Source organism: Agromyces hippuratus (assembly GCF_013410355.1).
GTDB classification, from domain to species: Bacteria; Actinomycetota; Actinomycetes; order Actinomycetales; family Microbacteriaceae; genus Agromyces; species Agromyces hippuratus.
The window spans coordinates 560,995-582,900 of record NZ_JACCFI010000001.1 but is presented as its reverse complement, the minus strand read 5'-3'; the positions used below and the strand labels follow the sequence as shown (position 1 = coordinate 582,900).

Here is a 21,906-nt window from a genome sequence, read left to right as displayed (position 1 = left end):
TGGACGGCTCAGTAGCCTGCGACGGGATCGATCCGACCCTCGAAGTCGCCGTCACCGAGGAACGCGCGCACGTTCTGCGAGATGCGCTCGGCGAACAGCGGCACGGTCATGTCCTCGGTGTCGGCGACGTGCGGCGTCACGATGCAGTTCGGCGCCTGCCAGAGCGGATGCCCCGCGGGCAGCGGCTCGGGATCCGTGACATCGAGGCCCGCTCCGCCGAGGTGGCCCGACTCCAGGGCGTCGACGAGCGCACCGGTGTCGACGAGGCCGCCGCGCGCGACGTTGACGAGCACGGCGCCGCGAGGCATCCGCTGCAGTTCTGCTTCGCCGATCAGCCCGCGCGAGTCACCTGTGAGCGCTGCCGCGAGCACGACCACGTCGGCACCGGTGAGTGCCTCGCCGAGTCGCGCGGTCGGCAGGGTGCGTTCGGCTCCGGCCACCGGCTCGGCGCTGCGCCGCACGACCGTCACGTGCGCCCCGAACGGCTGGAGCAGGCGCATCAGCTCGACGGCGATGCCGCCGGCGCCCACGATCACGACGTTCGCGCCGTAGAGCGAGCGGCCGAGCTCGTCGACCTGCCACGATGTCGCACGCACACGCCTCGGCACCTCTCGGAGCACCGCGAGCACGAGCATGAGCGCGTGCTCGGCCACGGGCTGCGCATACGCGCCCTTGGCGCTCGTCCACACCCGGCCGTCGCCGGCGGCGCGCTCGATCAGCCCGGCGAACGCGTCGACGCCCGCCCACGGCAGTTGCAGCCAGCCGATCGAGGGGTGCTCGTCGAGCACCCGTGCGAGGTCGTCGCCTCCGGATGCCTCGGTCCACACGAGTCCGCGCGTCGCCGCCGACAGCGGTGCGGCGACTCCCCCGGCCCGCTCGACGGCGTCGACGAATGCCGGATCGGCGGCCGGCAGGATCGCGACGGGCCCCGCCTCCACCGGAGTCGAGGGAGCGCGGCGCCCTGCGGCGGCGCCGTGCACGACGCGGTGCCGTGCACGCGAAACGGATGCCGCGGCATCCGTCATATCGAAGGCCCCAGGTCGAGGTCGTCGATCACGGCATGCCCGGCGTCGAGCGCGCCGGCCAGTGCCATCACGTACGGGTGCTTCGGATCGTCGAGCACCTCGTCGATCGTGCCGATGGCGACGAGCCGACCCCGGTCGAGCACCGCGACGCGCTCGGCGGTGCTTCGCAACACGGGAAGGTCGTGGCTGATGATGACCGCCGAGAAGGTGTGCTCCTGTCGGAGCTCGCCGATCAGCTGCGCCACCACGTCGCGCACGGTGAGGTCGATGCCGGCCGTGGGTTCATCGGCGATGAGCACCGACGGCCCGAGCACGAGCGCGCGGGCCAGCGCGACCCGCTGCCGTTGGCCGCCCGAGAGCTCGTACGGGTACATGTCGAGCTTGCCGAGCGAGAGACGCACCCCGTCGAGCATCGTGGCGACCCGGGTCGCCAGGGCACGCGCGTTGTATCGGTGGTCGCGTTCGAGGATCGGCTCGCCGATGATCTCGGCGACGGTGCGGTCGGCGGGCAGCGTCGACGCGGCGTCCTGCGGCAGATAGCCGACATGGAACTGGTACTCGGGCACCTTGCGCTTCGGTATGCGCCGGAGCGACTGCCCCAGCACGGTGGCGTCGCCGCCGGTGATGAGCGGCCGCCCCTCGGCCGCGCGCGTGTCGAACGCAACACCCGACAGCAGCTTGGCGAGGGTGCTCTTGCCGCTTCCGGCGCTGCCGAGCAGGCCGAGCACCTCGCCCGGCGCGACCGAGAAGCTCAGCCCGTGCAGCGCGACGTGGGCAGGACTCGGCCCTCGCGCCGGATACTCCACCGTCAGGTCGTCGAGCACGATCGGGAAGCCGTGGGCGGCGCCACGCATCACACGGCCTCCCGGAGTCGGCGGAGCTCTTCCCGCCGCTCGGCCTGCGCGACGGGATCCGGCACCGGGAGCGACGCGAGCAGCCGCTGGGTGTACGGGTCGCTCGGTGCGCCGAGCACCTCGGCGCCTGTGCCCTCCTCGACGAGCGAACCTCGGTAGAGCACGGCGATGCGGTCGGCGAGGATGTCGACGACGGCGAGGTCGTGGCTGATGAAGAGCGAGGCGAAGCCGAACTCGCGCTGCAGCTCGGCGAAGAGCTCGAGCACGCGGGCCTGCACCGAGACGTCGAGTGCCGACGTCGGCTCATCGGCGATCAGCAGTTCGGGCTCGAGTGCGAGCGCACGCGCGAGGCTCGCGCGCTGGCGCTGGCCGCCCGACAGTTCGTGCGGGTAGCGATCGCCGTAGGCCTTCGGCAGCTGCACCGCCTCGAGCAGTTCGTCGACCCGCTTTCGCGCCGCGGCCGGGTTCGACGCCCTGCCGTGGATGACGAGCGGCTCGGCGACGCACTCGGCGATCGTCAGCAGCGGGTTGAAGCTCGACGCCGGGTCCTGGAAGACGAAGCCGATGCGACTGCGGAGCGGCCGGAACTCGCGCTCGCGCACGCCGTTCATCTCGTGGCCGAGCACGCGAAGCGAACCGCCCGTGACCTTCGTCAGCCCGGCGATGGCACGGCCGATGGTGGTCTTGCCCGAGCCCGACTCCCCCACGAGCCCGAGCACTTCGCCCGGACGGATCACGAAGTCGACGCCGCCGACGGCCCGGAAGCCCGGTCGCCCGAAGCGACCCGGGTAGACGATCTCGAGACCGGATGCCTCGACCACGGGCGCCTGCTCGACCCAGTCCGCCGGTCGCTTCGCCGCGCGTTCGATGGCGCTCGCCGTGCCGGTGCCGACGTACGGCACCGCCGCGAGCAGCGCCTTCGTGTAGTCGGCCTTGGGCGACGCGAAGAGCGTCTTCGCATCGGCCTCCTCGACGACCTTGCCCTGGTACATCACGGCGACACGGTCGGCGAGGTCGGCGACGACCCCCATGTTGTGCGTGATGAGCACGATGCCCATGCCGAACTCGTCGCGGCATCGGCGCAGCAGATCGAGGATCTCGGCCTGCACGGTGACGTCGAGCGCCGTGGTCGGCTCGTCGGCGACGATCAGGCCGGGGTCGAGCACGAGCGCCATGGCGATGACGATGCGCTGCTTCTGGCCGCCCGAGAACTGGTGCGGGTAGTGGTCGACGCGGTGCTCGGGGTCGGGGATGCCGACCCGCCCGAGGATCTCGATCGCCTTCGCCCGCGCGTCCTTCGCCGAGATCGAGGTGTGGGCCCGCAGGCCCTCGATGATCTGCCAGCCGACGGTGTAGACGGGGTTCAGGGCGCTCGAGGGCTCCTGGAACACCATCGCGACATCCGTGCCCCTGACCGCCCGCAGCTGCTTCTTCGACAGTGCGACGACGTCGCTCTCGGCTGTGCCGGCCTTGTTCGAGAGGATGACGGCGCCGCTCGCGGTAGCGGTCTCGGGCAGGAGGCCGAGGATCGTCTTCGCGGTGACGGTCTTGCCGGATCCCGACTCGCCGACGATCGCGAGCACTTCGCCGCGCTCGACCTTCAGCGAGACGTCGTCGACGGCCTTGACGGCGCCCGCGTCGGTGGCGAACGAGACGCCCAGTCGCTCGATGTTGACGACCGTGCTCATGAGCGGACCTCGATTCCGTGTTCGTCGAATGATTCGCCGTCTTCGAGACCCGCGAGCCCTCCGGGACCCGCCGTCAGCGTGCCGCCGGGAACGACTGAGGTCTCGGCGACCTCGCCGGATGCCTGTGCGACACGTCGACGACCGCGCAGACGCGGGTCGGCGAGGTCGTTGAGGCTCTCGCCGACGAGCGTGATGCCGAGCACCACGAGCACGATTGCGACGCCCGGGTAGAGCGCCGTCCACCAGATGCCGCTCGAGACGTCGGAGAGCGCCTTGTTGAGGTCGTAGCCCCACTCGGCCGCCGCCGTCGGCTCGATGCCGAAGCCGAGGAAGCCGAGGCCCGCGAGGGTCAGGATCGCCTCGGACGAGTTCAGCGTGAAGATGAGCGGCAGGGTGCGAGTCGCGTTCCGCAGCACGTGGCGGAACATGACACGGCTGTTCGAGGCACCCAGCACCTTGGCCGACTCGACGTACGCCTCGGCCTTGATGCGCACCGTCTCGGCGCGGATCACCCGGAAGTACTGCGGAATGAACACGACCGTGATCGAGATCGCCGCGGCGAAGACGCCGCCCCACAGGTTGGACTGGCCGCCCGAGATGACGATCGCCATGACGATCGCGAGCAGCAGCGACGGGAACGCGTAGATCGCGTCGCACACCACGACGAGCACCCGGTCGAGCCAGCCGCCGAAGTAGCCGGAGACGAGGCCGAGCAGCACACCGGCGAAGATCGAGAGGATCACCGCGATGACGATGACGTACAGGGCGGTCTGGGCACCCCACAGCACGCGCGAGAGCACGTCGTAGCCGCCGACGGTCGTGCCGAAGAGGTGTTCCGCCGACGGCGGCTGCTGGCTGCCGAAGGGGCCCTCGGCATCGCGCAGCTGGGCGAAGCCGAACGGTGCGATGAGCGGCGCGAAGATCGCGACGAGCACGAAGAGACCCGTGAGCACGAGACCCGCGATGAGCATGCCGCGCTGGAGGCCGACGCTCTGGCGCAGCTGGTGCACGACGGGAAGACGGTCGCGCAGGCGCCGCTTCGGCGGCTGGATGACGGTGTCGGTCGACATGTCAGTACCTCACCCTCGGGTCGATGAGCGCCGCGATGATGTCGACGATGAAGTTGGTGAGCGCCACGATCACGGCGAGCAGGGCCACGATGCCCTGCACCGCGACGAAGTCGCGCGCCTGGAGGTACTCGGAGAGCATGAACCCGAGGCCCTTCCACTCGAAGGTCGTCTCCGTGAGCACCGCGCCGCCGAGGAGCAGTGCGATCTGCAGGCCGATGACCGTGATGATCGGGATGAGCGCCGGGCGGTAGGCGTGCTTGCGCACGAGCCGGTATTCGCTGACACCGCGCGAGCGGGCCGCATCGACGTAGTCGGTCGAGAGCGTGCCGATGACGTTGGTGCGCACGAGCCGGAGGAACACGCCGGCGGTGAGCAGGCCGAGCGCGATCGACGGCAGCACCGCGTGGGCGAGCACGTCGCCGAGCACCGCCGGATTGCCGGTCATGATCGCGTCGATCGTGTAGAGGCCGGTCTTGTTCGGCAGCAACTCCATCTGGAGTTGCGCACTGACCGAGGCGCGACCGGCGACCGGCAGCCAACCGAGCCACACCGAGAAGATGAGCTTCAGCAGCAGGCCGGCGAAGAAGACCGGAGTGGCGTAGCAGAGGATGGCGAACACGCGCAGCGAGGCATCCTGCCCCTTGTCGCGGAAGTACGCGGCGATGAGCCCGAACGGGATGCCGACGACGAAGGCGACGAGGAGCGCGTAGAACGCGAGCTCGAGGGTGGCAGCGCCGTAGGTCACGAGGATCTCGGTGACCGGACGGTTGTCGGTCAGCGTGGTGCCGAAGTTGCCCGTGGCGATCTGACCGAGGTACTCGAGGTACTGCACGATGATCGGGCGGTCGTAGCCGGCGGCGTGGATGCGCTCGGCGAGCTGGTCGGCCGGGAGCTGGCCGCCGAGCTTCGCGGTGATCGGGTCGCCGGTCGAGCGCATGAGCACGAAGACCAGGGTGACCAGGATGAACACCGTCGGGATGATGAGGAGGGCCCGCACGATGATGTAGCGGCCGAGGCCGCCGCCGGAGGATCTGGGTGGTCTCCGTGTTGCGGGGGACGCGCTACTGGCGGGCGCCGTCGTCGTTGAGGTCAATGTTCGCCAATCGGGTGAGGCTCGAATGCGGATGGCCCGCTCGGGAGAGCGGGCCATCCGTTCCTTGCGTAGAAGTGACTCTAGCCGTTCAGTCGGCTCAGCCCTTCGTCAGCGCCGCGTAGCGGAACTTGAACGAAGCGTCGAGCGTCTGGTCGGCGCCCTCCACGTCGGTGCCCGTCACGGCGACCTGAGCGCCCTGCAGGTACGGCACGGTCGAGAGGTCGGCCGCCACCTTCTCCTGGATCGCCTCGATGTCGGCGGTACGGGTTGCGGGGTCGGGCTCGGAGGCCTGCTTGATGATCAGGTCGTTGACTTCCTGGTTCACGTAGTGGTTCGAGAGGAAGTTCTCGATCAGGAAGAACGGCGTGACGTAGTTGTCGGCGTCCGAGTAGTCGGGGAACCAGCCCAGCTGGTACGCCGGGTAGACGTCGGCGACGCGGTCCTCGGAGTACTGCACCCACTCGGTGGTCTGCAGGTTCACCGTGAACAGGCCGGTCGACTCGAGCTGGTCCTTGATGAGCGCGTACTCGTCGGCCGACGACGGGCCGTAGTGGTCGTTCGAGTACTGCAGGTTCAGCTCGACCGGAGTGGTGACACCGGCAGCCGTGAGGCGCTCGGCGGCCTTGTCGGCGTCGGGCGCACCCTGGCCGTCGCCGTACATCTCGACGAGCGGCTCGACCGCACCTGCGATGCCGGCGGGCACGTAGGAGTACAGCGGCGTGTAGGTGCCCTTGTAGACCTGGTCGGCCAGCTCATCGCGGTCGATGAGGTCGGCGACGGCCTGGCGGACGGCGAGGGCCTTGGCCGGGTCGGCCTCGGGCGTCTTCGCGCCGTACGGCTGCGTGTCGAAGTTGAAGACGATGTAGCGGATCTCGCCGCCGGGGCCCTCGACCACGTTGACCTTGTCGTTGCCCTTGAGGTCTTCGATGTCGGTCGCGGAGAGGCTGCGGTAGGCGACGTCGATGCCGCCCTCCTGCACGTCGAGCTTCAGGTTCGACGACTCGGCGTAGTACTTCAGGTTGACCGTGTCGGTCTTCGCCTCGGCGAGCAGGCCCTTGTACTCGGGGTTCTTCTTGAACGAGATGAGCGTGTTGAAGTCGTAGCTCGTGATCGTGTACGGGCCCGCGAACGCGTTCGCGGCGACGATGTCGTCGTCGGGGGTCAGCGCGTCGGCCGCGAAGACCTCGTCGTCGACGATGGCGCCCGGGAAGCTGGTGAGGATGAGCGGGAAGACCTGGTCGTTCTCGGCCTTGAGGTGGAAGACGACGGTGGTGTCGTCGACGACCTCGGTGCTGTCGAGGTTGTACAGCAGGCTCGACGCGCCGTTGGGGTCGGCGATCGCGAGCTGGCGGTCGAACGAGAACTTGACGTCGTCGGCCGTGAGGTCGTTGCCGTTCGCCCACTTCAGGCCTGCGGGAAGCGTGACCGTGTACTCGGTCGGCGAGGTGAACTCGGCCGACTCGGCGAGGTCGGGCACGACCTCGGTGCTCTGGTAGTCGGTGTTCAGCAGGTACGGGAAGACCTGCGTCTGCACGGCGAGCGAGCCGTTGTCGTACGAGCCGGCCGGGTCGAGCGTGGTGACCTTGTCGGTGGTGCCGACGGTGATCGAGCTGCCGGAGGCTTCGTCGCCCCCGCCGCCGGCCGTGCAGCCGGCCAAAGCGAGGGCTGCGGCCGAGAGACCGGCCACTGCGACGAGGCTGCGCCGCCCGTTCTTGGATGCGGATGTCATATCCGTCTACCTCTTCCTGTCAGGACTCAATCGCGCTGCGCTGCGCGCAGACGCGTTTTCGTATCCCCAAGACGTAGCACACGGCCTCGGAATGGTGCTTGGAGCGGCGGCTCCACGGCCGAATGTTTACCGATCTGCAACATTGGACGCAATGGATGCGCGTCGACGGGCACCTTCGTGGGGATGGCCCTCAGTCGGCCCTGAGCGCACGGCGCTCGGTCTCGATCTCGACGAGGGCGCGTTGCAGTGCCGCGTACGCGGCGACATCGGTGCGGTCGGTGCGCTGCAGGCGCCCGAGCAGCTCGGACTTCTGACGCAGCAGTTCGCGATCGACGAGCGCACTCACGATGCCCTGCACGTAGACGGTGAGCTCGGCCTCGTTGCGATGCGGCATCGGTGCGACCGCGAGCTGCTGCACGAGGCTCGCGAACGGTGCGGGCACCTCTGTGATGACGCGGTCGACGCGCACCTGGGGGTCGGGTGAGGCGAGCACCGAGGCGATGCCGTCGCGGATCACCGCGAGCGAGGGATTGCCGAACCGGCAGTCGATCGCGTGCCGGAGCAGGTCGGCTCCGACGGTGTCGGGATGCTGCACCATCGCCTGCAATGCGTCGCGTTCGAGGCGGGTCGCCGGGTCGCTCGGCAGCTGCGTGATCGAGAACGGTCGCTCGGGGACATCCGTCGCCTCGCCGGCGCCGGCGGTTCCGGATGCCGCGGCCTGGCCGCCGCCCGACTCCCCCGACTTCGGCCGGCTCGCCGCCGATCGCACCGCCCGCGTGACCTCGCCGAGCTCGACGCCGAGCATGCGGGCGAGCTCTCTCGTGTATCCGGGTCGCAGCGCGGGGTCGCGGATGTCGGCGACGACGGGTGCCGCCGCCCGGAGCGCGGCCACCCGGCCCTCGACCGTCTCGAGGTCGTAGCGGGCGAGCGTGTGCTTGATGACGAACTCGAACATCGGCGTGCGCGACTCGATGAGGGTGCGCACGGCTGCGTCGCCGCGGGCCAGGCGCAGGTCGCACGGGTCGAGCCCGTCGGGGGCGACGGCCACGAAGGTCTGGGCGGCGAAGCGCTGCTCTTCGCCGAACGCGCGGATCGCAGCCTGCTGGCCGGCCGCGTCGCCGTCGAACGTGAAGACGACCTCGCCGACGCCCGAGGCGTCGCCGAGCACGCGGCGCAGCACCTTGATGTGGTCGACGCCGAACGAGGTGCCGCACGTCGCGATCGCCGTCGTGATGCCGGCGAGGTGGCACGCCATGACGTCGGTGTACCCCTCGACGACCACGACGCGGTGGGTCTTCGAGATGTCGCGTTTGGCGAGGTCGAGCCCGTAGAGCACCTGCGACTTGTGGTAGATCGCGGTCTCGGGGGTGTTCAGGTACTTGGGGCCCTTGTCGTCGTCGAGCAGACGCCGTGCGCCGAAGCCGACGGTCTGGCCGGTGACGTCGCGGATCGGCCACACGAGCCGGCCGCGGAAGCGGTCGTAGACGCCGCGGTCGCCCTGGGAGACGAGGCCGGAGGCCGAGAGCTCCTCGGTCGTGAAGCCGCGACCCTTGAGGTGGTCGGTCAGGGCGTCCCAGCTCTTGGGCGCGAAGCCGACCCCGAAACGCCGGGCCGCCTCGGCGTCGAAGCCGCGCTCGCCGAGGAACCGTCGGCCGACCTCGGCATCGGGCGCGCTGAGGCGCTCGACGAAGAACTCGGCGGCCGCCTGGTTCGCGGCGAGCAGCCGGGCACGGTTGCCGTGGTCGGAGGCCTGCCCGCCGTCTTCGTAGTGCAGCTCGAAGCCGATGCGACCCGCGAGCCGCTCGACCGCCTCGGTGAACGAGACGTGGTCCATGCGCTGCAGGAACGAGTAGACGTCGCCCGACTCGCCGCAGCCGAAGCAGTGGTAGTAGCCGAGCCCCGGCCGCACGTGGAAGCTCGGGCTGCGCTCGTCGTGGAAGGGGCAGAGGCCCTTCATCGAACCGACGCCGGCGGACTTCAGGCTGACGTGCTCGCCCACGATGTCGGCGATGTTCGTGCGGGCCTTCACCTCATCGACATCGCTCTGTCGAATTCGGCCCGCCATGGCTCTCATCCTAGTTCGCCGAACGCAGCCGAGCGCCGGAGGCCGGCTCGCGTCGTCACTGCTGCACGAGTCGCTCGTACCAGGCGAGCGCCGACTGGTCGGTGAGGCTCGCGACCTGGTCGACGACGACCCGCTTGCGAGCCGTGTCATCGCCGGCCGCGCGCCAGTCTTCGGCGAAGCCGGCGTCGAGGTGCTGCTCGCCGCCCGCGAGCAGCACGTCGGCGAGCGACGTGAGCACCTCGCGCTGCTGGTGGTAGATCGGCTGGCGCGTGTTCTTCGACATGACGTACGCCGCGACGATGCCCTTCAGCACGGCGATCTCGGCCTGGATCTCGCGGGGCACGATGACGTCGGCGTCGAAGCGGATGAGGCTCGCGAGCGGGAACGCCGATCGGGTCGCCGTGGTCGCGGCGTGCGCGAACCGGCCGATGAGCTGGCTCGTGAGGTTCTTCAGGCGGCCCTGGTCGAAGCGACTGCCGTTCCACGTGTCGAGCCAGCCGTCGAGGGAGTCGAGGCGGTCGAACGCGGCGATGAGCTCGTCGTGGGTGATCGAGCCGCCGACCCACTCGTACATCGAGGTGACGAGGCTCTCGTGATCGACGCGCGCGCCGAGCGCTGCGACGTCGATGTAACCGTTGACGATCGCGTCTTCGAAGTCGTGCACGGAGTAGGCGATGTCATCGCTGAGGTCCATGACCTGCGCCTCGATGCAGAGACGACGATCGGGGGCACCGGCGCGGAGCCAGCGGAACACCTCGGTGTCGCCCTGGTAGAAGCCGAACTTGGCGCGGCCGGATGGGTCGGCGACGCTCGTCGCCTCGGGCCACGGGTACTTGCAGCTCGCATCGAGGCTCGCGCGGGTGAGGTTCAGGCCGTAGCTGCGGCCGTCGGGTCCGAAGACCTTGGGCTCCAGCCGCGTGAGCAGCCGCAGCGTCTGCGCGTTGCCCTCGAAGCCGCCGATGTCGGCCGCCCAGGTGTTGAGCGCCTTCTCGCCGTTGTGGCCGAAGGGCGGGTGCCCGAGGTCGTGCGCCAGGCACGCGGTGTCGACGACGTCGGGGTCGAGCCCGAGGCTCGAGGCGAGTTCACGACCGACCTGCGCGACCTCGAGCGAGTGCGTGAGCCGGTTGCGGGCGAAGTCGAGTCCGGCGGTGGGGCTCAGCACCTGCGTCTTCGCCGCGAGTCTGCGCAGCGCGCTCGAATGCAGCAGCCGAGCTCGGTCGCGCGCGAAGTCGCTGCGCCGAGAGGAGTGCTCTTCGGGGAGCCAGCGTTCGGTGTCGGCGGCCTCGTAGCCGCCGAAGAGAGGTTCGCGCACGATCAGCCGCCGCTCGTGTCGAGTTCGGCGTCGACGAGGGTCACGCGGTCGTGGCCCGCCAGCTCTTGCGAGTCGAGCCAGCCGTCGGGCAGCGCCGGCTTCTTCGGCGTGCCGGCCCGGCCGCGCGGCCCCTCTGCGCCCTCGCCCGGGTAGGGCATCGACCAGTCGAGCGTGCCGAGCAGCTCGTCGAGCTGCTCGAGCGACTCGACGGTCGCGAGGCGCGCGCGCAGGTCGCCGCCCACGGGGTAGCCCTTGAAGTACCAGGCGACGTGCTTGCGGATGTCGCGGCACCCGCGCTCTTCGCTGTCGAAGAACTCCGTGAGGAGCTCGGCGTGCCGGCGGAAGGTCTGCGCCACCTGCCCGAGCGACGGGTGGAAGCTCTGCGACTCGCCGCGGAAGGCTGCGGCGAGGTCGCCGAAGAGCCACGGGCGGCCGAGGCATCCGCGCCCGACGACGACGCCGTCGCAGCCGGTCTCGGCGACCATGCGCAGCGCGTCGTCGGCCGACCAGATGTCGCCGTTGCCGAGCACCGGCACGCTCGTGACCGTCTCTTTGAGCCGCCCGATTGCCGACCAGTCGGCCTGACCCGAGTAGAACTCGGAGGCGGTGCGCGCGTGCAGCGCGACCGCGGCGACGCCCGCACCCTCGGCGATGCGCCCGGCCTCGAGGTAGGTGAGGTGGTCGGCGTCGATGCCCTTGCGCATCTTGATGGTGAGCGGGATGTCGCCGGCCGCGCGCACGGCGCCCTCGACGATGTCGCGGAAGAGCCCGCTCTTCCACGGAAGCGCGGCGCCGCCGCCCTTGCGGGTGACCTTCGGCACGGGGCATCCGAAGTTCAGGTCGATGTGGTCGGCCCGGTCTTCGGCGACGAGCATGGTGACCGCCTCGGAGACGGTCTTGGGGTCGACCCCGTAGAGCTGGATGGAGCGCGGCGTCTCGGACTCGTGATGCGTGATGAGGCGCATCGACTCGGGCGTGCGCTCGACGAGGGCGCGCGAGGTGATCATCTCGCTGACGTAGAGGCCGGCGCCGAATTCGCGGCAGAGGCGACGGAAGGCCGTGTTCGTGATGCCGGCCATGGGGGCGAGCACGACGGGCACGTCGAGCTCGAGCCCGCCGATCGTGAGCGGGCCCGTTGGAAGCGTGGTGGTTGAAGACATCACCGTCGATTCTCCCAGAATTCTGCGACCATCAGGCCTCGGCTCCGCTGCGCGCCGGAGACGGGCGAAGACGCCGTCCTGTGGAGGAACTGTCGGACGAGCGCGCAGCCGCCCATCGAGGCGCGCGGAGCCCGACGCGCGCGCGTCAGCCCGGGTACGCGGCGGTGAACGCGGCCTCCCACTGCTCGGCGTCGTCGGGGCAGAGGTACCCGGTGCCGAAGACCATCACGCTCGCGACGTTGCGCTCGGCGGCCCTCCGCTCGTCTTCGGCGAGGTCGTCCGCGATGAGCTGTGCGAAGAGCGGCGACGTGGCCACGTGCGTCTCCAGCGTCATGAGTTCCACCTCGTGCTGGTTCAGGATCGCCGTCTCGCAGGCATCGGCGGCCAGCGCCAGTGCCGTGCTCTCGAGTTCCGGCGACCACGTGCCGCCCTGCTGCTCGATGTAGGCCCGCTGCTCGGCGATGAACTCCTTCTGGGCGTCGGTCGTCGCGACCAGCAGCGAACCGTCCAACGGCAACTGCTGCGCCGCGATGAATGCATCGCGTTCGGCGAACGCATCGGCGTACTCGTCGCCCTCGTCGGGCGTCGGCACCGCGGTCTCCGTCGGGCGGGGCGACGTCTCGGCCGCGTCGCCGGATGCGATCGAGCACCCCGACATGACGAGTGCGCCGGCGATGACGACGAGCGCGAGAGCGCGCGGAACGATCGAATCCAAGACTGCCCCCTGTTCGAGTGACGCTCAGTCTGGCACACGCGGTGCGCGCCTAGGATTCGAGGAAACGGAATCGGGGAGGACGACATGTCGGAGCTCACGGGTGCGGATCGGGTGCGAGCGGATGCCGCTGCACGCGGCCTCGAGGTCGAGATCATCGAGCGACCGGCGGCGAACAGCCTCGAGGAGGCCGCCGAGCTCATGGGCATCACGCCCGCCGACATCGTCAAGTCGCTCGTCGTCAAACGCAGCGACGACACCTTCGTCTTCGCCCTCGTGCCCGGCGGCCGCAAGATCTCATGGCCGAAGCTGCGCGCGGTCGTCGGGGTGAACAAGCTGCAATTGCCCGACGCGTCGCGCGCGCTCGCCGCGACGGGCTACGAGCGCGGCACCATCACGCCGCTCGGCTCGACCACCGCGTGGCCCGTCGTGGCAGACGTCTCGATCGCGGGGCGGCGCGTCTCGATGGGGGCCGGCGAGCACGGCCGCAGCCTCTTCGTCGATGCCGATCGGCTCATCGACGCGTTCGGCGCGACCGTGGCCGACATCTCCGACCCCGAGTAGCGCGAGCCCGCACGAGGCGAGCCCGCACCTGCGGGTCGAGCCTGTCGAGACCGGGGTTTCGACAGGCTCAACCAGCAGGGGGGATGAAGCAGACGTCGCCCTCGCAGACCATGGCCGACGGGTCGCCCGTGATCATCGCGAAGGGCGCGGGCGCCGCGGCATCCGTCGTCGTCGCGGTGTCGACCTCGCTCACGCGACGGCGCCCTCGCGCTCGCCGGCGATCTGCGTGAGCGCCTGCGCGAAGACCTCGGCGGGCTGCGCGCCCGAGATGCCGTACTTGCCCTCGATGACGAAGAACGGCACCCCGTTGATGCCGTAGGCCTGCGCCTGGGCGATGTCGGCCTGCACGGCGGCGGCGTACCGGCCCGACTCGAGCGCCTCGCGTGCCGCATCGGCATCGAGGCCGGCCTCGACGCCGAGCTCGACGAGCTCGTCGATGCGTCCGACGTGACGGCCCTCGGTGAAGTAGGCGCGCAAGAGGCGCTCGGTGAGCTCGAGCTGCAGGCCCTGCTCCTTGGCGAAGTGCAGCAACTCGTGCGCCTTCAGCGTCTTGGTGTGCTGCAGTGCGTCGAAGTCGTAGTCGAGTCCGGCGGTGGCCGCGACGCCCGTGACGTGCTCGAGCATCTGCTGCACGCGCTCGGCGGGCATGCCCTTGTGCTTGGCGAGGAAGTCGATCTCGGAGCCCTCGAAGTCGACCGGGGTGTCGGGAGCGAGTTCGAAGGAGTGGTAGGTGATGTCGACCTCGGGCGCGTCGGCGCCCAGCGAGGCGATGCCGCTCTCGAGGTGGCGCTTGCCGATGTAGCACCACGGGCACGCGATGTCGGACCAGATGTCGATCTTGATGGGTTCACTCACGACGTATGCGAACGGATGGTTCGGTCTCCGTATTCCCGAGTCGACCACCGCGAAGTCGAGCACGTGGCCGACCGAGCCGCCGCGGCGCCGCGAGTGCGCCCGGTCTAGGGTGATCGGATGCCCCACGCCGCCGCCGACCCGCACAACCCCCCTCCGCGCCGCATCCTCGTCGCCGGGGCCAGCGGGGCGGGCAAGTCGACGCTCGCGCGGCGGATCGCCGCGGCATCCGGATTGCCGTTCCAGGAGATCGACGCGCTCTTCCACGGACCCGATTGGACGCCGCGTCCGAGCTTCGTCGCCGACGTCGACGCGTTCACGTCGCAGCCGGGATGGGTGACCGAGTGGCAGTACGACTCGGCGCGTGAACTGCTCGCCGACCGGGCGCAGGTGCTGGTCTTCCTCGACTACTCGCGGGCGCGCGTCATGCGGCAGGTCGTCGTCCGTACGGTGCGGCGCCGCGTGCGGCGCGAGGAACTGTGGAACGGCAACCTCGAGCCCTCGTTGACCACGATCTTCAGCGACCCCGAGCACATCATCCGCTGGGCGTGGAACACGCATGGCAGCCGGGGCGAACTCGTCGCCGACGCCGCGCGCCGGCGCCCGCACCTCGAGGTCGTGCGGCTGCGGAATCCACGCGAGGCCGAGGCCTGGCTCGCCACGACGTACCCCTTCCATTCGGGGCGCTAACGATATATCGTTGAGTATCGCTCAGTCGTGAACCGGGAGGTCATCATGAACGGTCAACGCCCGACAGGCGGATTCGGTGGAGCAGGTTTCAGCGGTGAACGCAGCTTCGGGGCAGGCAGCCCCGGCGCGGCGATCTGGGAGGCGATGGAGCAGTTGCGCTCCACCTTCGACCCACGACCAGGAGTGAAGCGGATGGCGCGCGGCGACGTGCGCGCGGCGGTGCTCGCCCTGCTCGCCGAGCAGCCCATGCACGGCTACCAGATCATCCAGGAGATCGAGGAGCGCAGCGGCGGCATGTGGAAGCCGAGCGCCGGCTCGGTCTACCCGACGCTGCAGTTGCTGGCCGATGAGGAGCTCATCGTCGCCGAGGAACTGCGCGGTCGCAAGACCTACTCGCTCACCGACCTCGGCCGTGCCGAGGTCGAGGCGGCGGCCGACCGGCCGGCACCGTGGGAGTCCTCTTCGTCCAACGGCACCGAACAGCACCGCGCGCTCTCGAAGGCGGCCGTCGATCTCGCAGCCGCAACGGCGCAGCTCGGCCGGAGCGGAACCCCCGACCAGGTGAAGCAGGCCGTGACCGTGCTCGACGACGCTCGCCGCGCGCTGTACTCGATCCTCGCCCAGAGCTGACACGTGGCGCCCCTGCTTCCCCATCGAGCAACCGGCGAGCGGATGGCGCGATGAGCGACGGTGCACGCCGGGCGCGCTCCCGCCGCATCCTGACGTTCGCGGCCCGGCGACTGATCCAACTCTGGTGGTTCGAACTCGCGCTGCCGAAGCTGGGCCTCGCCCGGGTCGCCGAGAACACGCGCGAACGGCGCATCCGAAAGCTCGCCGAGGACTTCCGCGTGCTCGCCGTCGAGCTCGGCGGGCTCATGATCAAGGTCGGGCAGTTCCTCTCCTCACGCCTCGACGTGCTGCCGCCCGAGATCACCTCGGAGCTCGAGGGCCTGCAGGACGAAGTGCCGCCGGTGCCGTTCCCCGCGATCCGCGAACTCGCAGAGGCCGAGCTGGGCGCACGCCTCGAGCGGATCTTCGACCGGTTCGACGAGGTGCCCGTGGCGGCGGCCTCGCTCGGGCAGGTGCACCGCGCCCGGCTCTCCGACGGCGATTCCGCGGAGACCGGACTCCACGACGTCGTCGTCAAGGTGCAGCGCCCCGGCATCGACCAGATCGTCGCCGTCGACCTCGCCGCACTCCGCCGCGTCGCCGGTTGGCTACGGCGTGTGCGCATCGTGTCCGACCGGGTGGATGCCCCTGCCCTCGTCGAGGAGTTCGCCCAGACGAGCCTCGAGGAGATCGACTACCTGCACGAGGCCGCGAGTGCCGAGCGCTTCGCGGAGTCGTTCGCCGACGACGACCGCGTGTACGCCCCGGCCGTGGTGTGGGAGCGGACGACCCGTCGGGTGCTGACCCTCGAAGACGTCACGGCGATCAAGATCAACGACACCGACGCATTGCAGGCGGCCGGCATCCCACCCGCCGATGTCGCTCGGGTCTTCGCCGAGATCATGTTCGACCAGGTCTTCACGCACGGCTTCGTGCATGCCGATCCGCACCCCGGCAACATCTTCGTCACGCCGTTGCCGCCCACGACCGTGCACGGCGACGGGCCGAACGGCTCTGTTCCGCCGTGGCGGCTCACCTTCGTCGACTTCGGCATGATGGCCGAGGTTCCGGCCGAGCTGCGCTCCGGGCTTCGCGCGCTCGTCATCGCCGTCGCCGCCCGTGACGGTCGCGCCATGATCGACGCCGCCCGTGAGATCGGCGTGCTCATGCCCTCGGCGGAGACGGGCGAGCTCGAGCGCGCGCTCTCCCAACTCTTCGCACGCTTCGGCGGCATGGGGTTCGCCCAACTGAAACATGTCGACCCGCGCGAGTTCCGCGAGTTCGGCGAGGAGTTCGGCGATGTCATGCGCTCGCTCCCCTTCCAGCTGCCCGAGCACCTGCTGCTGCTGATCCGGTCGATGGCGCTCACCTCGGGCATGTGCAGCGGACTCGACCCCGAGTTCAACGTCTGGGACGCCGTCGAACCGTATGCGGCCCGACTCCTCGATGAGGAACGCGGCGATCTCGCGCGGGATCTCGCCGCCGAGGCGATGAAGAGCGCCGGACTCCTGTGGCGGCTGCCGCAGCGCGTCGATGCACTCATCACGAAGGCCGATGAGGGTCGGCTCTCGTTCGACACCTCACGTCTCGAACGGCGTCTCGACCGAGTCGAGGGCGTCGCCCGCCGCGTCGTATCGGCCGTGCTGTTCGCCGCGCTGCTCATCGGCGGCGCGGTGCTGGTGGCCCCGAACCCCGTGCTCGGAACGACGCTCATGATCGCCTCCGCCCTGCCGCTGCTGCACGCGTTGTTCGCCGGAGTGATGGGGCGTCGCGGACGTCGCTGATCCCTCGTCTGAAGCCCGGTCCGCTCGGCGACGCCCAGCGCCTCGTTGCGGGGGTGGCCTCCGCTAGCCTCATCCCCATGGGTGTTCGCGGGTTCACGACGGCGTCATCGGCGACTCAGGATCGGCTCGAACTCGCGCTCGCCCCGGCACTCACGCCCGCCGGTACCGTCGCCAGTCCGAGCTTCTTCCACGGCTTCGCGACCGAGCCGCAAGTGCTGGCGCGAGGACTGCTGTCGCTCGCCGACATCACCGCCACCAGGTACTTCAAGTACACCCCCACCACGCAGCGCGACCCGGTGCTGACCGCTCACGGCGATCGACTGCGCGCGGAGGTGTTCTCGGCCTGCAACAGCGTGTACGCGCGTCTCGACCTGCTCGGCTCCGGCCTGGACGGCGGTGAGGTGGCCCGCGGAACCACCAACGTCGACATCGGGATGGCCACGCGACGGGCACTCGCCTCGATCGGCCGGAACGAGCTGTTCCACCTCGACGTCGGCCGACATGGGTTGACCGTGGCCACACCATCCGCTGCGGCGACCGAGCGACCGGTCGAGATGCCGGATCGCTGGGTCCCTGCGCTCGGCAACGTCGCGGAGATGCACCGTCGACTCGAGCGGGCCTTCACGCTCGACCGGGCCGCCGCCCGCACGCTGCTGACCTCGATCCCCGCAGCGACCGCCGCGGGATCGGCCGGTTGGCTCGCCCCGACCGCCTCGGAGTTCCGCATCGCACCGCGGCGCATCCCTGGCGCTGTCCACGTGCACGGTCTGCATCGCCTGAGCGCCCTGAAGCGGCTGCTCCCCCACGTGACCGGACTCACCGTGTACGGCCCCGCCGACGGAGAGCCGGGGACCACGGCGTTCGAGGTGGAGCTCCGACACGCTCGCCTGCTGCTCGGCATCACCAAGGAGGCATGGCGCGGATTCTCCGGCGAGGGTTCGCTGGTGAGTGCACTGGCCGAACCCGACGCCACCGGACACGCGGCACTCGTCTCGGCGTTGCTGGCCTTCGAACCGGCGATCGACGTCGAACGGCTGCGCCTCGAGTCCGGACTCACGATGGCAGAAGTCGAGTCGGGCCTCGCTGTGCTCGCCGCCTCCGGCCGTGTCGGCTGGGACGTGCACGCTCGCGCCCACTTCCACCGCGAGCTTCCCGACGACCCTGAGCGCGTCACCCGCGGCAACCCTCGCGTGGACGCCGCGCGTCGGCTCGTCGCGCAGCACCTGGTCGTGCCCGGCGTGCAGCCCGGCGAATGGCTCGTGCACGCCGGCAACCGCGACGATCCCGCCGTCTACAGCGTCCGTGGCGCCGATGGCGCCGCACGCTGCACATGCACGTGGCAGCTCACCGGGGGCAGCGACCGAGGACCGTGCAAGCACGTGCTCGCCGTGCAGATCATGATGAAGGAGATCCGATGACCGACGCCCTCGCACGCTCGCTCGAGCTGTTCCGCGACCTCGGCTGGGCCGACGCCCGGCAAGCGGTCGCGCTCGAGCTCCCGGTCGGGACCGAGGCGCAACGGCGTGAGGCTCGCGCCGGCCTGCAGCGCGGCGACTGGGACATGTGGGTCACCGAGGGGAACACCATCACCCGCGAGTCGGTGGTCGGCGATGCCGACCACGGGATGCTCGCGCTGTTCGCGATCCGCGTGGGTGCGGATGCCCGACGTGCGGAGGCGGTCCTGGGCGGGCCGGGCTCCGTGCCCGATCAGCTCGCCACTGAGGTGCTCGCGACGCGCGGTCCGGACTTCGCGATCGCCTTCACGTCCCGCGCGTGCCGCTCCAACCGACGCCCCTGGGAGCATGCGACCTCGGTGCACGCCGGTCGTGCAGTGCGCCTGGTGCATCATCACGGGCTGCCCGTGCCCGAGAGCGTGGAGTATCTGAAGGACTGGGCCGTCTACGCGGCTGTCGCGCTCGGCCTGGAGGCGGAGCTGTATCCGGCCGGTCGCGGCCCGATCGACGCCGCTGTCATCCGATCGCGTTTCATCGATCATCTGCGCATCGGGGTCGCCGTGGGAGCGCCAGCAACCGGACCGTTCGGCGCAGTGGTCGCCGCCGGGTTCGAGCAGGGCTGGGTCGACCGCGACGAAGCGGTGCCGCTCGTGCTGTCCGCGCTCGACGCCGCCCAGCGCCCCGGCGATCGCAAGGTCTGGGCCGGCGTCCTCACCGAATCCCTGGCGCTGACCGACGCAGAGCTCGTCGCACATGCCGACGCGCTCCTTGGAGCCATCAGCCACGCGGATGCCCCGGTGATCACTGCCCTCGCGCCCACGATCATCGAGTTCGGCGACGAATACCAGGCCGCCGACGTGCTCTCGCTCTCGCTCGCGGCGAAGTCCAAGGCCGCACGGCGGATCGTGCTCGACGCAGCGCTGCGCCGCTCGATGCCACTCACCGGCGAAGCGGCGGAGACTGCCGTGATCGCCCTGTCGCCGATCGAGTCCGGACGAGACGGGACGCTCGCGAAAGCGGCGAGAGCGCTCCGGGAGCGATGGGGCGTCGCCACCGAGACCGTGCCGGAGACCGAGACCGCTTCGACCGCGTGGCAACCCGCACCCGAGGTGTGGACGGTACCGCGATTCCAGCTGCCGGAGGTCTCGTCTTCCGCACTCGCCGAGGCCGCAGGTGTGCTGTACTCGCGCCCGGACGGCGCCGAGGATCTCGAGGTCGACCGCTTCCTGGAGCTCGCGAACGCGGTCGCGCGTGCGGATGCGGAGGCAGCGCGCGCCGCGCTCCGCGGACTGAGGCCGAACTGGCGGGCGGGAGCGAGCGCCGCTGCGGACTGGGTCGCCCGTACCCGCATCCGATTGCTCGACCGGCTCGTGCAACCCGGCGGCGACGATTGGCGGAGCGATGTGGTCTTCGGTCCGATGCCGGCGCGCGAAGCCGCGGTCGTCCAACGGCTCGGCGAGGTTCCGACGCTGTTGTCCACGCCGTCGTGGGACGACCTTCGGATCGCGCCGGACGACCTCGTCGAGCGCCTGCAGGAATACCGCGATACGGGCGCCACCGCGAGTGAGGCGGATCTGTTCCTCGCGATGATCCGACTCGACCTCACGCTCGTCGAGCAGCGGCACCTCGACGCACTCGCCGTGCTGGAGGTGCCCATCGTGCTCCAGTCCGGCGAACGGATGACGGTCGCGGCCGGACCAGCGGCGCGCGCATTCGCCCTCGATCCATTGCTCGAGCCGTCGCTCGTGCAGGACGAGGACGGCGACTGGCGCCGTGACGTCATTGCGCTGCCGGCATCACTCGCCCAGTTCCCACGGCGCATCGACACGACGAGGTACGGCTGGGGCACTCCGCTCGAGTTGCCGACATGGGGCGATGGCACCTGCTCGCGCGATGGACTCGAGGCCGGCAGCGGGTTCGAGTGGCGACAGCTCGCGCGCCGCAGCGCGCCGCTCACGCCGCGCCTCGCCGCACGAATGCTCTGCGGCCTGTGCTCACCCCACCCGAAGGCCGCCACCGACATGTTCGAGGCGGTGCTGGAGGCGTGGGACCGCGGGCTGCTGCGGCCGGGAGTGGCCGATCCCTGCCTACTCGGCCGGAGTGGCCCGGGTGGCGCGCAGCTCGCGCGCGTTGCGCTGGAACTGAGCGAGGCCGGACTCGGCTCGGTCGCCTGGCCGCTCCTCGACGGCTTCTTGGGCGCGTCTCTGGGAGCGGTTCGAATGACGGCGGGCACCGCGGAGGCCACCGAGGCGATCGGTGCCCTGCTGCCCGGCGCCATCGATGCCGTCGCAACCGGCATCGCGGATCCGTCGACGCTCGACCTCCCGCACACCCGCACCCTCGCTGCCCGACCGGGCTCATCGCGCGCCGTGGCCTCTGCGAAGGCGATCGCCGCACAGCTCCCCGAATCGACCGCGACCCCCGCCTCCGGAGTCGCTTCGCTGGAGTCCGCCGTCGATCTCGATGCGTTCTGGCCCGCCGGCGACGGGACGGGAGCGGCCATCGACGATGGCGTGCACCTCGCCTCGTCATCGCACCTGCGCGGGTCGAAGCGCTTCGTGCCGATCGAGTTCAGCCTGCCTGAAGCACCCGAGGTGCGGTACCGGGCGCTCATGGCCTGGTCCTACGCACTCGACCGCGAGGGTCAGCTCGATGCCGATACCATCGCGGGTGACGAACGACGATGGTTGCAGTGGGACGACGCGCTCGGCCGGATCATCCCCTCGGAGTTCCGCGACCGGGGCGCCGCCGAGAACGGCCCGTCGAGCAGCGACTCGGTTCCTCCCTTGACGGTGCTCATGGTCGCGGTCGTACTGGCGTCCCTGTGCTCTGACGTCGAGTCGCGCTACAGCGTCGACGCGATGGTCGCAGGCCGTCGGTTCTCAGCCGATTCGGTGCGCCTGGCCATGTCGCGTCTGCTGCCGCTGCCCGACATTACGCCTGCGCGCATGATGGGCTCGATCGAACGCGAGACGCGCGCGCTGCCGGTGCTGTGGCCGATGCTCACCGAATCCGTCCGCTACGCAGCATCCCAGTCGAAGCCGCCGTCGTGGCTGAACCGCGTGCTCGACGCGGCGCTGCTTCGAGCGCCGTTGCTGCGCGCCGCTGCAGCGGCGGGCCGGATCCCGGCCGAGCACGCCGCATGGCCGGGGCTGGCGGAACTCGCAGCCCGGCCTGGCTCGAGCGCAGCGCTCGCCAAGGCGCGGTCGCTCGCGATCGAGCTCGGCCTCGGCTGATGCCGCCGG

General features: G+C 70.3%; 18 protein-coding genes. 6 read left to right on the top strand and 12 right to left on the bottom strand.

What is annotated here, in order from left to right; translation table 11 throughout:
• Positions 1 to 8: 8 nt before the first annotated feature.
• From BJY17_RS02755 to BJY17_RS02710, 10 genes are all read right to left on the bottom strand, one after another.
• Complete coding sequence (locus tag BJY17_RS02755) at positions 9 to 1,025, bottom strand: D-isomer specific 2-hydroxyacid dehydrogenase family protein (RefSeq protein ID WP_179550030.1); 1,017 nt, start codon at positions 1,023 to 1,025, stop codon at positions 9 to 11.
• The gene (locus tag BJY17_RS02750) at positions 1,022 to 1,879 is read right to left on the bottom strand and encodes an ATP-binding cassette domain-containing protein (RefSeq protein WP_179550029.1); all 858 of its coding nucleotides are present in this window, start codon (positions 1,877 to 1,879) and stop codon (positions 1,022 to 1,024) included. The genes BJY17_RS02755 and BJY17_RS02750 overlap by 4 nt, the downstream gene beginning before the upstream one ends.
• The gene (locus BJY17_RS02745) at positions 1,879 to 3,567 is read right to left on the bottom strand and encodes an ABC transporter ATP-binding protein (RefSeq protein ID WP_179550028.1); all 1,689 of its coding nucleotides are present in this window, start codon (positions 3,565 to 3,567) and stop codon (positions 1,879 to 1,881) included. The genes BJY17_RS02750 and BJY17_RS02745 overlap by 1 nt, the downstream gene beginning before the upstream one ends.
• Complete coding sequence (locus BJY17_RS02740) at positions 3,564 to 4,637, bottom strand: ABC transporter permease (protein ID WP_179550027.1); 1,074 nt, start codon at positions 4,635 to 4,637, stop codon at positions 3,564 to 3,566. Before BJY17_RS02740 ends, BJY17_RS02745 begins: the two co-directional genes overlap by 4 nt.
• 1 nt (position 4,638) lies before the next feature.
• Complete coding sequence (locus tag BJY17_RS02735; protein ID WP_246303635.1) at positions 4,639 to 5,730, bottom strand: ABC transporter permease; 1,092 nt, start codon at positions 5,728 to 5,730, stop codon at positions 4,639 to 4,641.
• A gap of 97 nt (positions 5,731 to 5,827) precedes the next feature.
• Entirely contained in the window at positions 5,828 to 7,459 is a 1,632-nt protein-coding gene (locus tag BJY17_RS02730) for an ABC transporter substrate-binding protein (protein WP_179550025.1), read from the bottom strand.
• Between the two features lie 190 nt (positions 7,460 to 7,649).
• Entirely contained in the window at positions 7,650 to 9,524 is a 1,875-nt protein-coding gene (dnaG, locus tag BJY17_RS02725; protein WP_179550024.1) for a DNA primase, read from the bottom strand.
• A 55-nt stretch (positions 9,525 to 9,579) separates the two neighbouring features.
• Complete coding sequence (locus tag BJY17_RS02720) at positions 9,580 to 10,839, bottom strand: deoxyguanosinetriphosphate triphosphohydrolase (protein WP_376866758.1); 1,260 nt, start codon at positions 10,837 to 10,839, stop codon at positions 9,580 to 9,582.
• On the bottom strand, positions 10,839 to 11,996 hold the full coding sequence (dusB, locus tag BJY17_RS02715) for a tRNA dihydrouridine synthase DusB (protein WP_179550022.1): 1,158 nt from the start codon (positions 11,994 to 11,996) through the stop codon (positions 10,839 to 10,841). Before dusB ends, BJY17_RS02720 begins: the two co-directional genes overlap by 1 nt.
• 145 nt (positions 11,997 to 12,141) lie before the next feature.
• On the bottom strand, positions 12,142 to 12,711 hold the full coding sequence (locus BJY17_RS02710; protein ID WP_179550021.1) for a hypothetical protein: 570 nt from the start codon (positions 12,709 to 12,711) through the stop codon (positions 12,142 to 12,144).
• A gap of 84 nt (positions 12,712 to 12,795) precedes the next feature.
• On the opposite strand from BJY17_RS02710, the gene BJY17_RS02705 reads away from it, so the two are divergent.
• Positions 12,796 to 13,272 (top strand): aminoacyl-tRNA deacylase, encoded by a 477-nt coding sequence (locus BJY17_RS02705; RefSeq protein ID WP_179550020.1) that lies wholly within the window; start codon positions 12,796 to 12,798, stop codon positions 13,270 to 13,272.
• 67 nt (positions 13,273 to 13,339) lie between these two features.
• On the opposite strand, the gene BJY17_RS18720 is transcribed toward BJY17_RS02705, so the two are convergent.
• Together BJY17_RS18720 and BJY17_RS02700 are read right to left on the bottom strand one after the other, a co-directional pair.
• Entirely contained in the window at positions 13,340 to 13,465 is a 126-nt protein-coding gene (locus BJY17_RS18720) for a hypothetical protein (RefSeq protein ID WP_281371090.1), read from the bottom strand.
• Entirely contained in the window at positions 13,462 to 14,127 is a 666-nt protein-coding gene (locus tag BJY17_RS02700) for a DsbA family oxidoreductase (protein WP_179550019.1), read from the bottom strand. Before BJY17_RS02700 ends, BJY17_RS18720 begins: the two co-directional genes overlap by 4 nt.
• 117 nt (positions 14,128 to 14,244) lie before the next feature.
• On the opposite strand from BJY17_RS02700, the gene BJY17_RS02695 reads away from it, so the two are divergent.
• The 5 genes from BJY17_RS02695 (at position 14,245) to BJY17_RS02675 (ending at position 21,897) form a co-directional block, all read left to right on the top strand.
• A complete protein-coding gene (locus BJY17_RS02695; RefSeq protein WP_179550018.1) occupies positions 14,245 to 14,814 on the top strand; it encodes a P-loop NTPase family protein in 570 nt (189 codons plus the stop codon).
• A 45-nt stretch (positions 14,815 to 14,859) separates the two neighbouring features.
• Positions 14,860 to 15,444: a PadR family transcriptional regulator gene (locus BJY17_RS02690; protein ID WP_179550017.1), complete on the top strand. Its 585-nt coding sequence runs from the start codon at positions 14,860 to 14,862 to the stop codon at positions 15,442 to 15,444.
• A 50-nt stretch (positions 15,445 to 15,494) separates the two neighbouring features.
• Positions 15,495 to 17,207: an ABC1 kinase family protein gene (locus tag BJY17_RS02685; RefSeq protein ID WP_179550016.1), complete on the top strand. Its 1,713-nt coding sequence runs from the start codon at positions 15,495 to 15,497 to the stop codon at positions 17,205 to 17,207.
• Positions 17,208 to 17,284: 77 nt separating this feature from the next.
• Entirely contained in the window at positions 17,285 to 18,625 is a 1,341-nt protein-coding gene (locus tag BJY17_RS02680) for an SWIM zinc finger family protein (protein WP_179550015.1), read from the top strand.
• Complete coding sequence (locus tag BJY17_RS02675) at positions 18,622 to 21,897, top strand: DUF7824 domain-containing protein (protein WP_179550014.1); 3,276 nt, start codon at positions 18,622 to 18,624, stop codon at positions 21,895 to 21,897. Before BJY17_RS02680 ends, BJY17_RS02675 begins: the two co-directional genes overlap by 4 nt.
• Positions 21,898 to 21,906 lie beyond the last annotated feature (9 nt).

Coding starts and splice junctions, on each gene's coding strand:
- BJY17_RS02755 (WP_179550030.1), bottom strand. CDS start 1,025: ATGACGGATGCCGCGGCATCCGTTTCGCGTGCACGGCACCGCGTCGTG.
- BJY17_RS02750 (WP_179550029.1), bottom strand. CDS start 1,879: ATGCGTGGCGCCGCCCACGGCTTCCCGATCGTGCTCGACGACCTGACG.
- BJY17_RS02745 (WP_179550028.1), bottom strand. CDS start 3,567: ATGAGCACGGTCGTCAACATCGAGCGACTGGGCGTCTCGTTCGCCACC.
- BJY17_RS02740 (WP_179550027.1), bottom strand. CDS start 4,637: ATGTCGACCGACACCGTCATCCAGCCGCCGAAGCGGCGCCTGCGCGAC.
- BJY17_RS02730 (WP_179550025.1), bottom strand. CDS start 7,459: ATGACATCCGCATCCAAGAACGGGCGGCGCAGCCTCGTCGCAGTGGCC.
- dnaG (WP_179550024.1), bottom strand. CDS start 9,524: ATGGCGGGCCGAATTCGACAGAGCGATGTCGATGAGGTGAAGGCCCGC.
- dusB (WP_179550022.1), bottom strand. CDS start 11,996: ATGTCTTCAACCACCACGCTTCCAACGGGCCCGCTCACGATCGGCGGG.
- BJY17_RS02705 (WP_179550020.1), top strand. CDS start 12,796: ATGTCGGAGCTCACGGGTGCGGATCGGGTGCGAGCGGATGCCGCTGCA.
- BJY17_RS02695 (WP_179550018.1), top strand. CDS start 14,245: ATGCCCCACGCCGCCGCCGACCCGCACAACCCCCCTCCGCGCCGCATC.
- BJY17_RS02690 (WP_179550017.1), top strand. CDS start 14,860: ATGAACGGTCAACGCCCGACAGGCGGATTCGGTGGAGCAGGTTTCAGC.
- BJY17_RS02685 (WP_179550016.1), top strand. CDS start 15,495: ATGAGCGACGGTGCACGCCGGGCGCGCTCCCGCCGCATCCTGACGTTC.
- BJY17_RS02680 (WP_179550015.1), top strand. CDS start 17,285: ATGGGTGTTCGCGGGTTCACGACGGCGTCATCGGCGACTCAGGATCGG.
- BJY17_RS02675 (WP_179550014.1), top strand. CDS start 18,622: ATGACCGACGCCCTCGCACGCTCGCTCGAGCTGTTCCGCGACCTCGGC.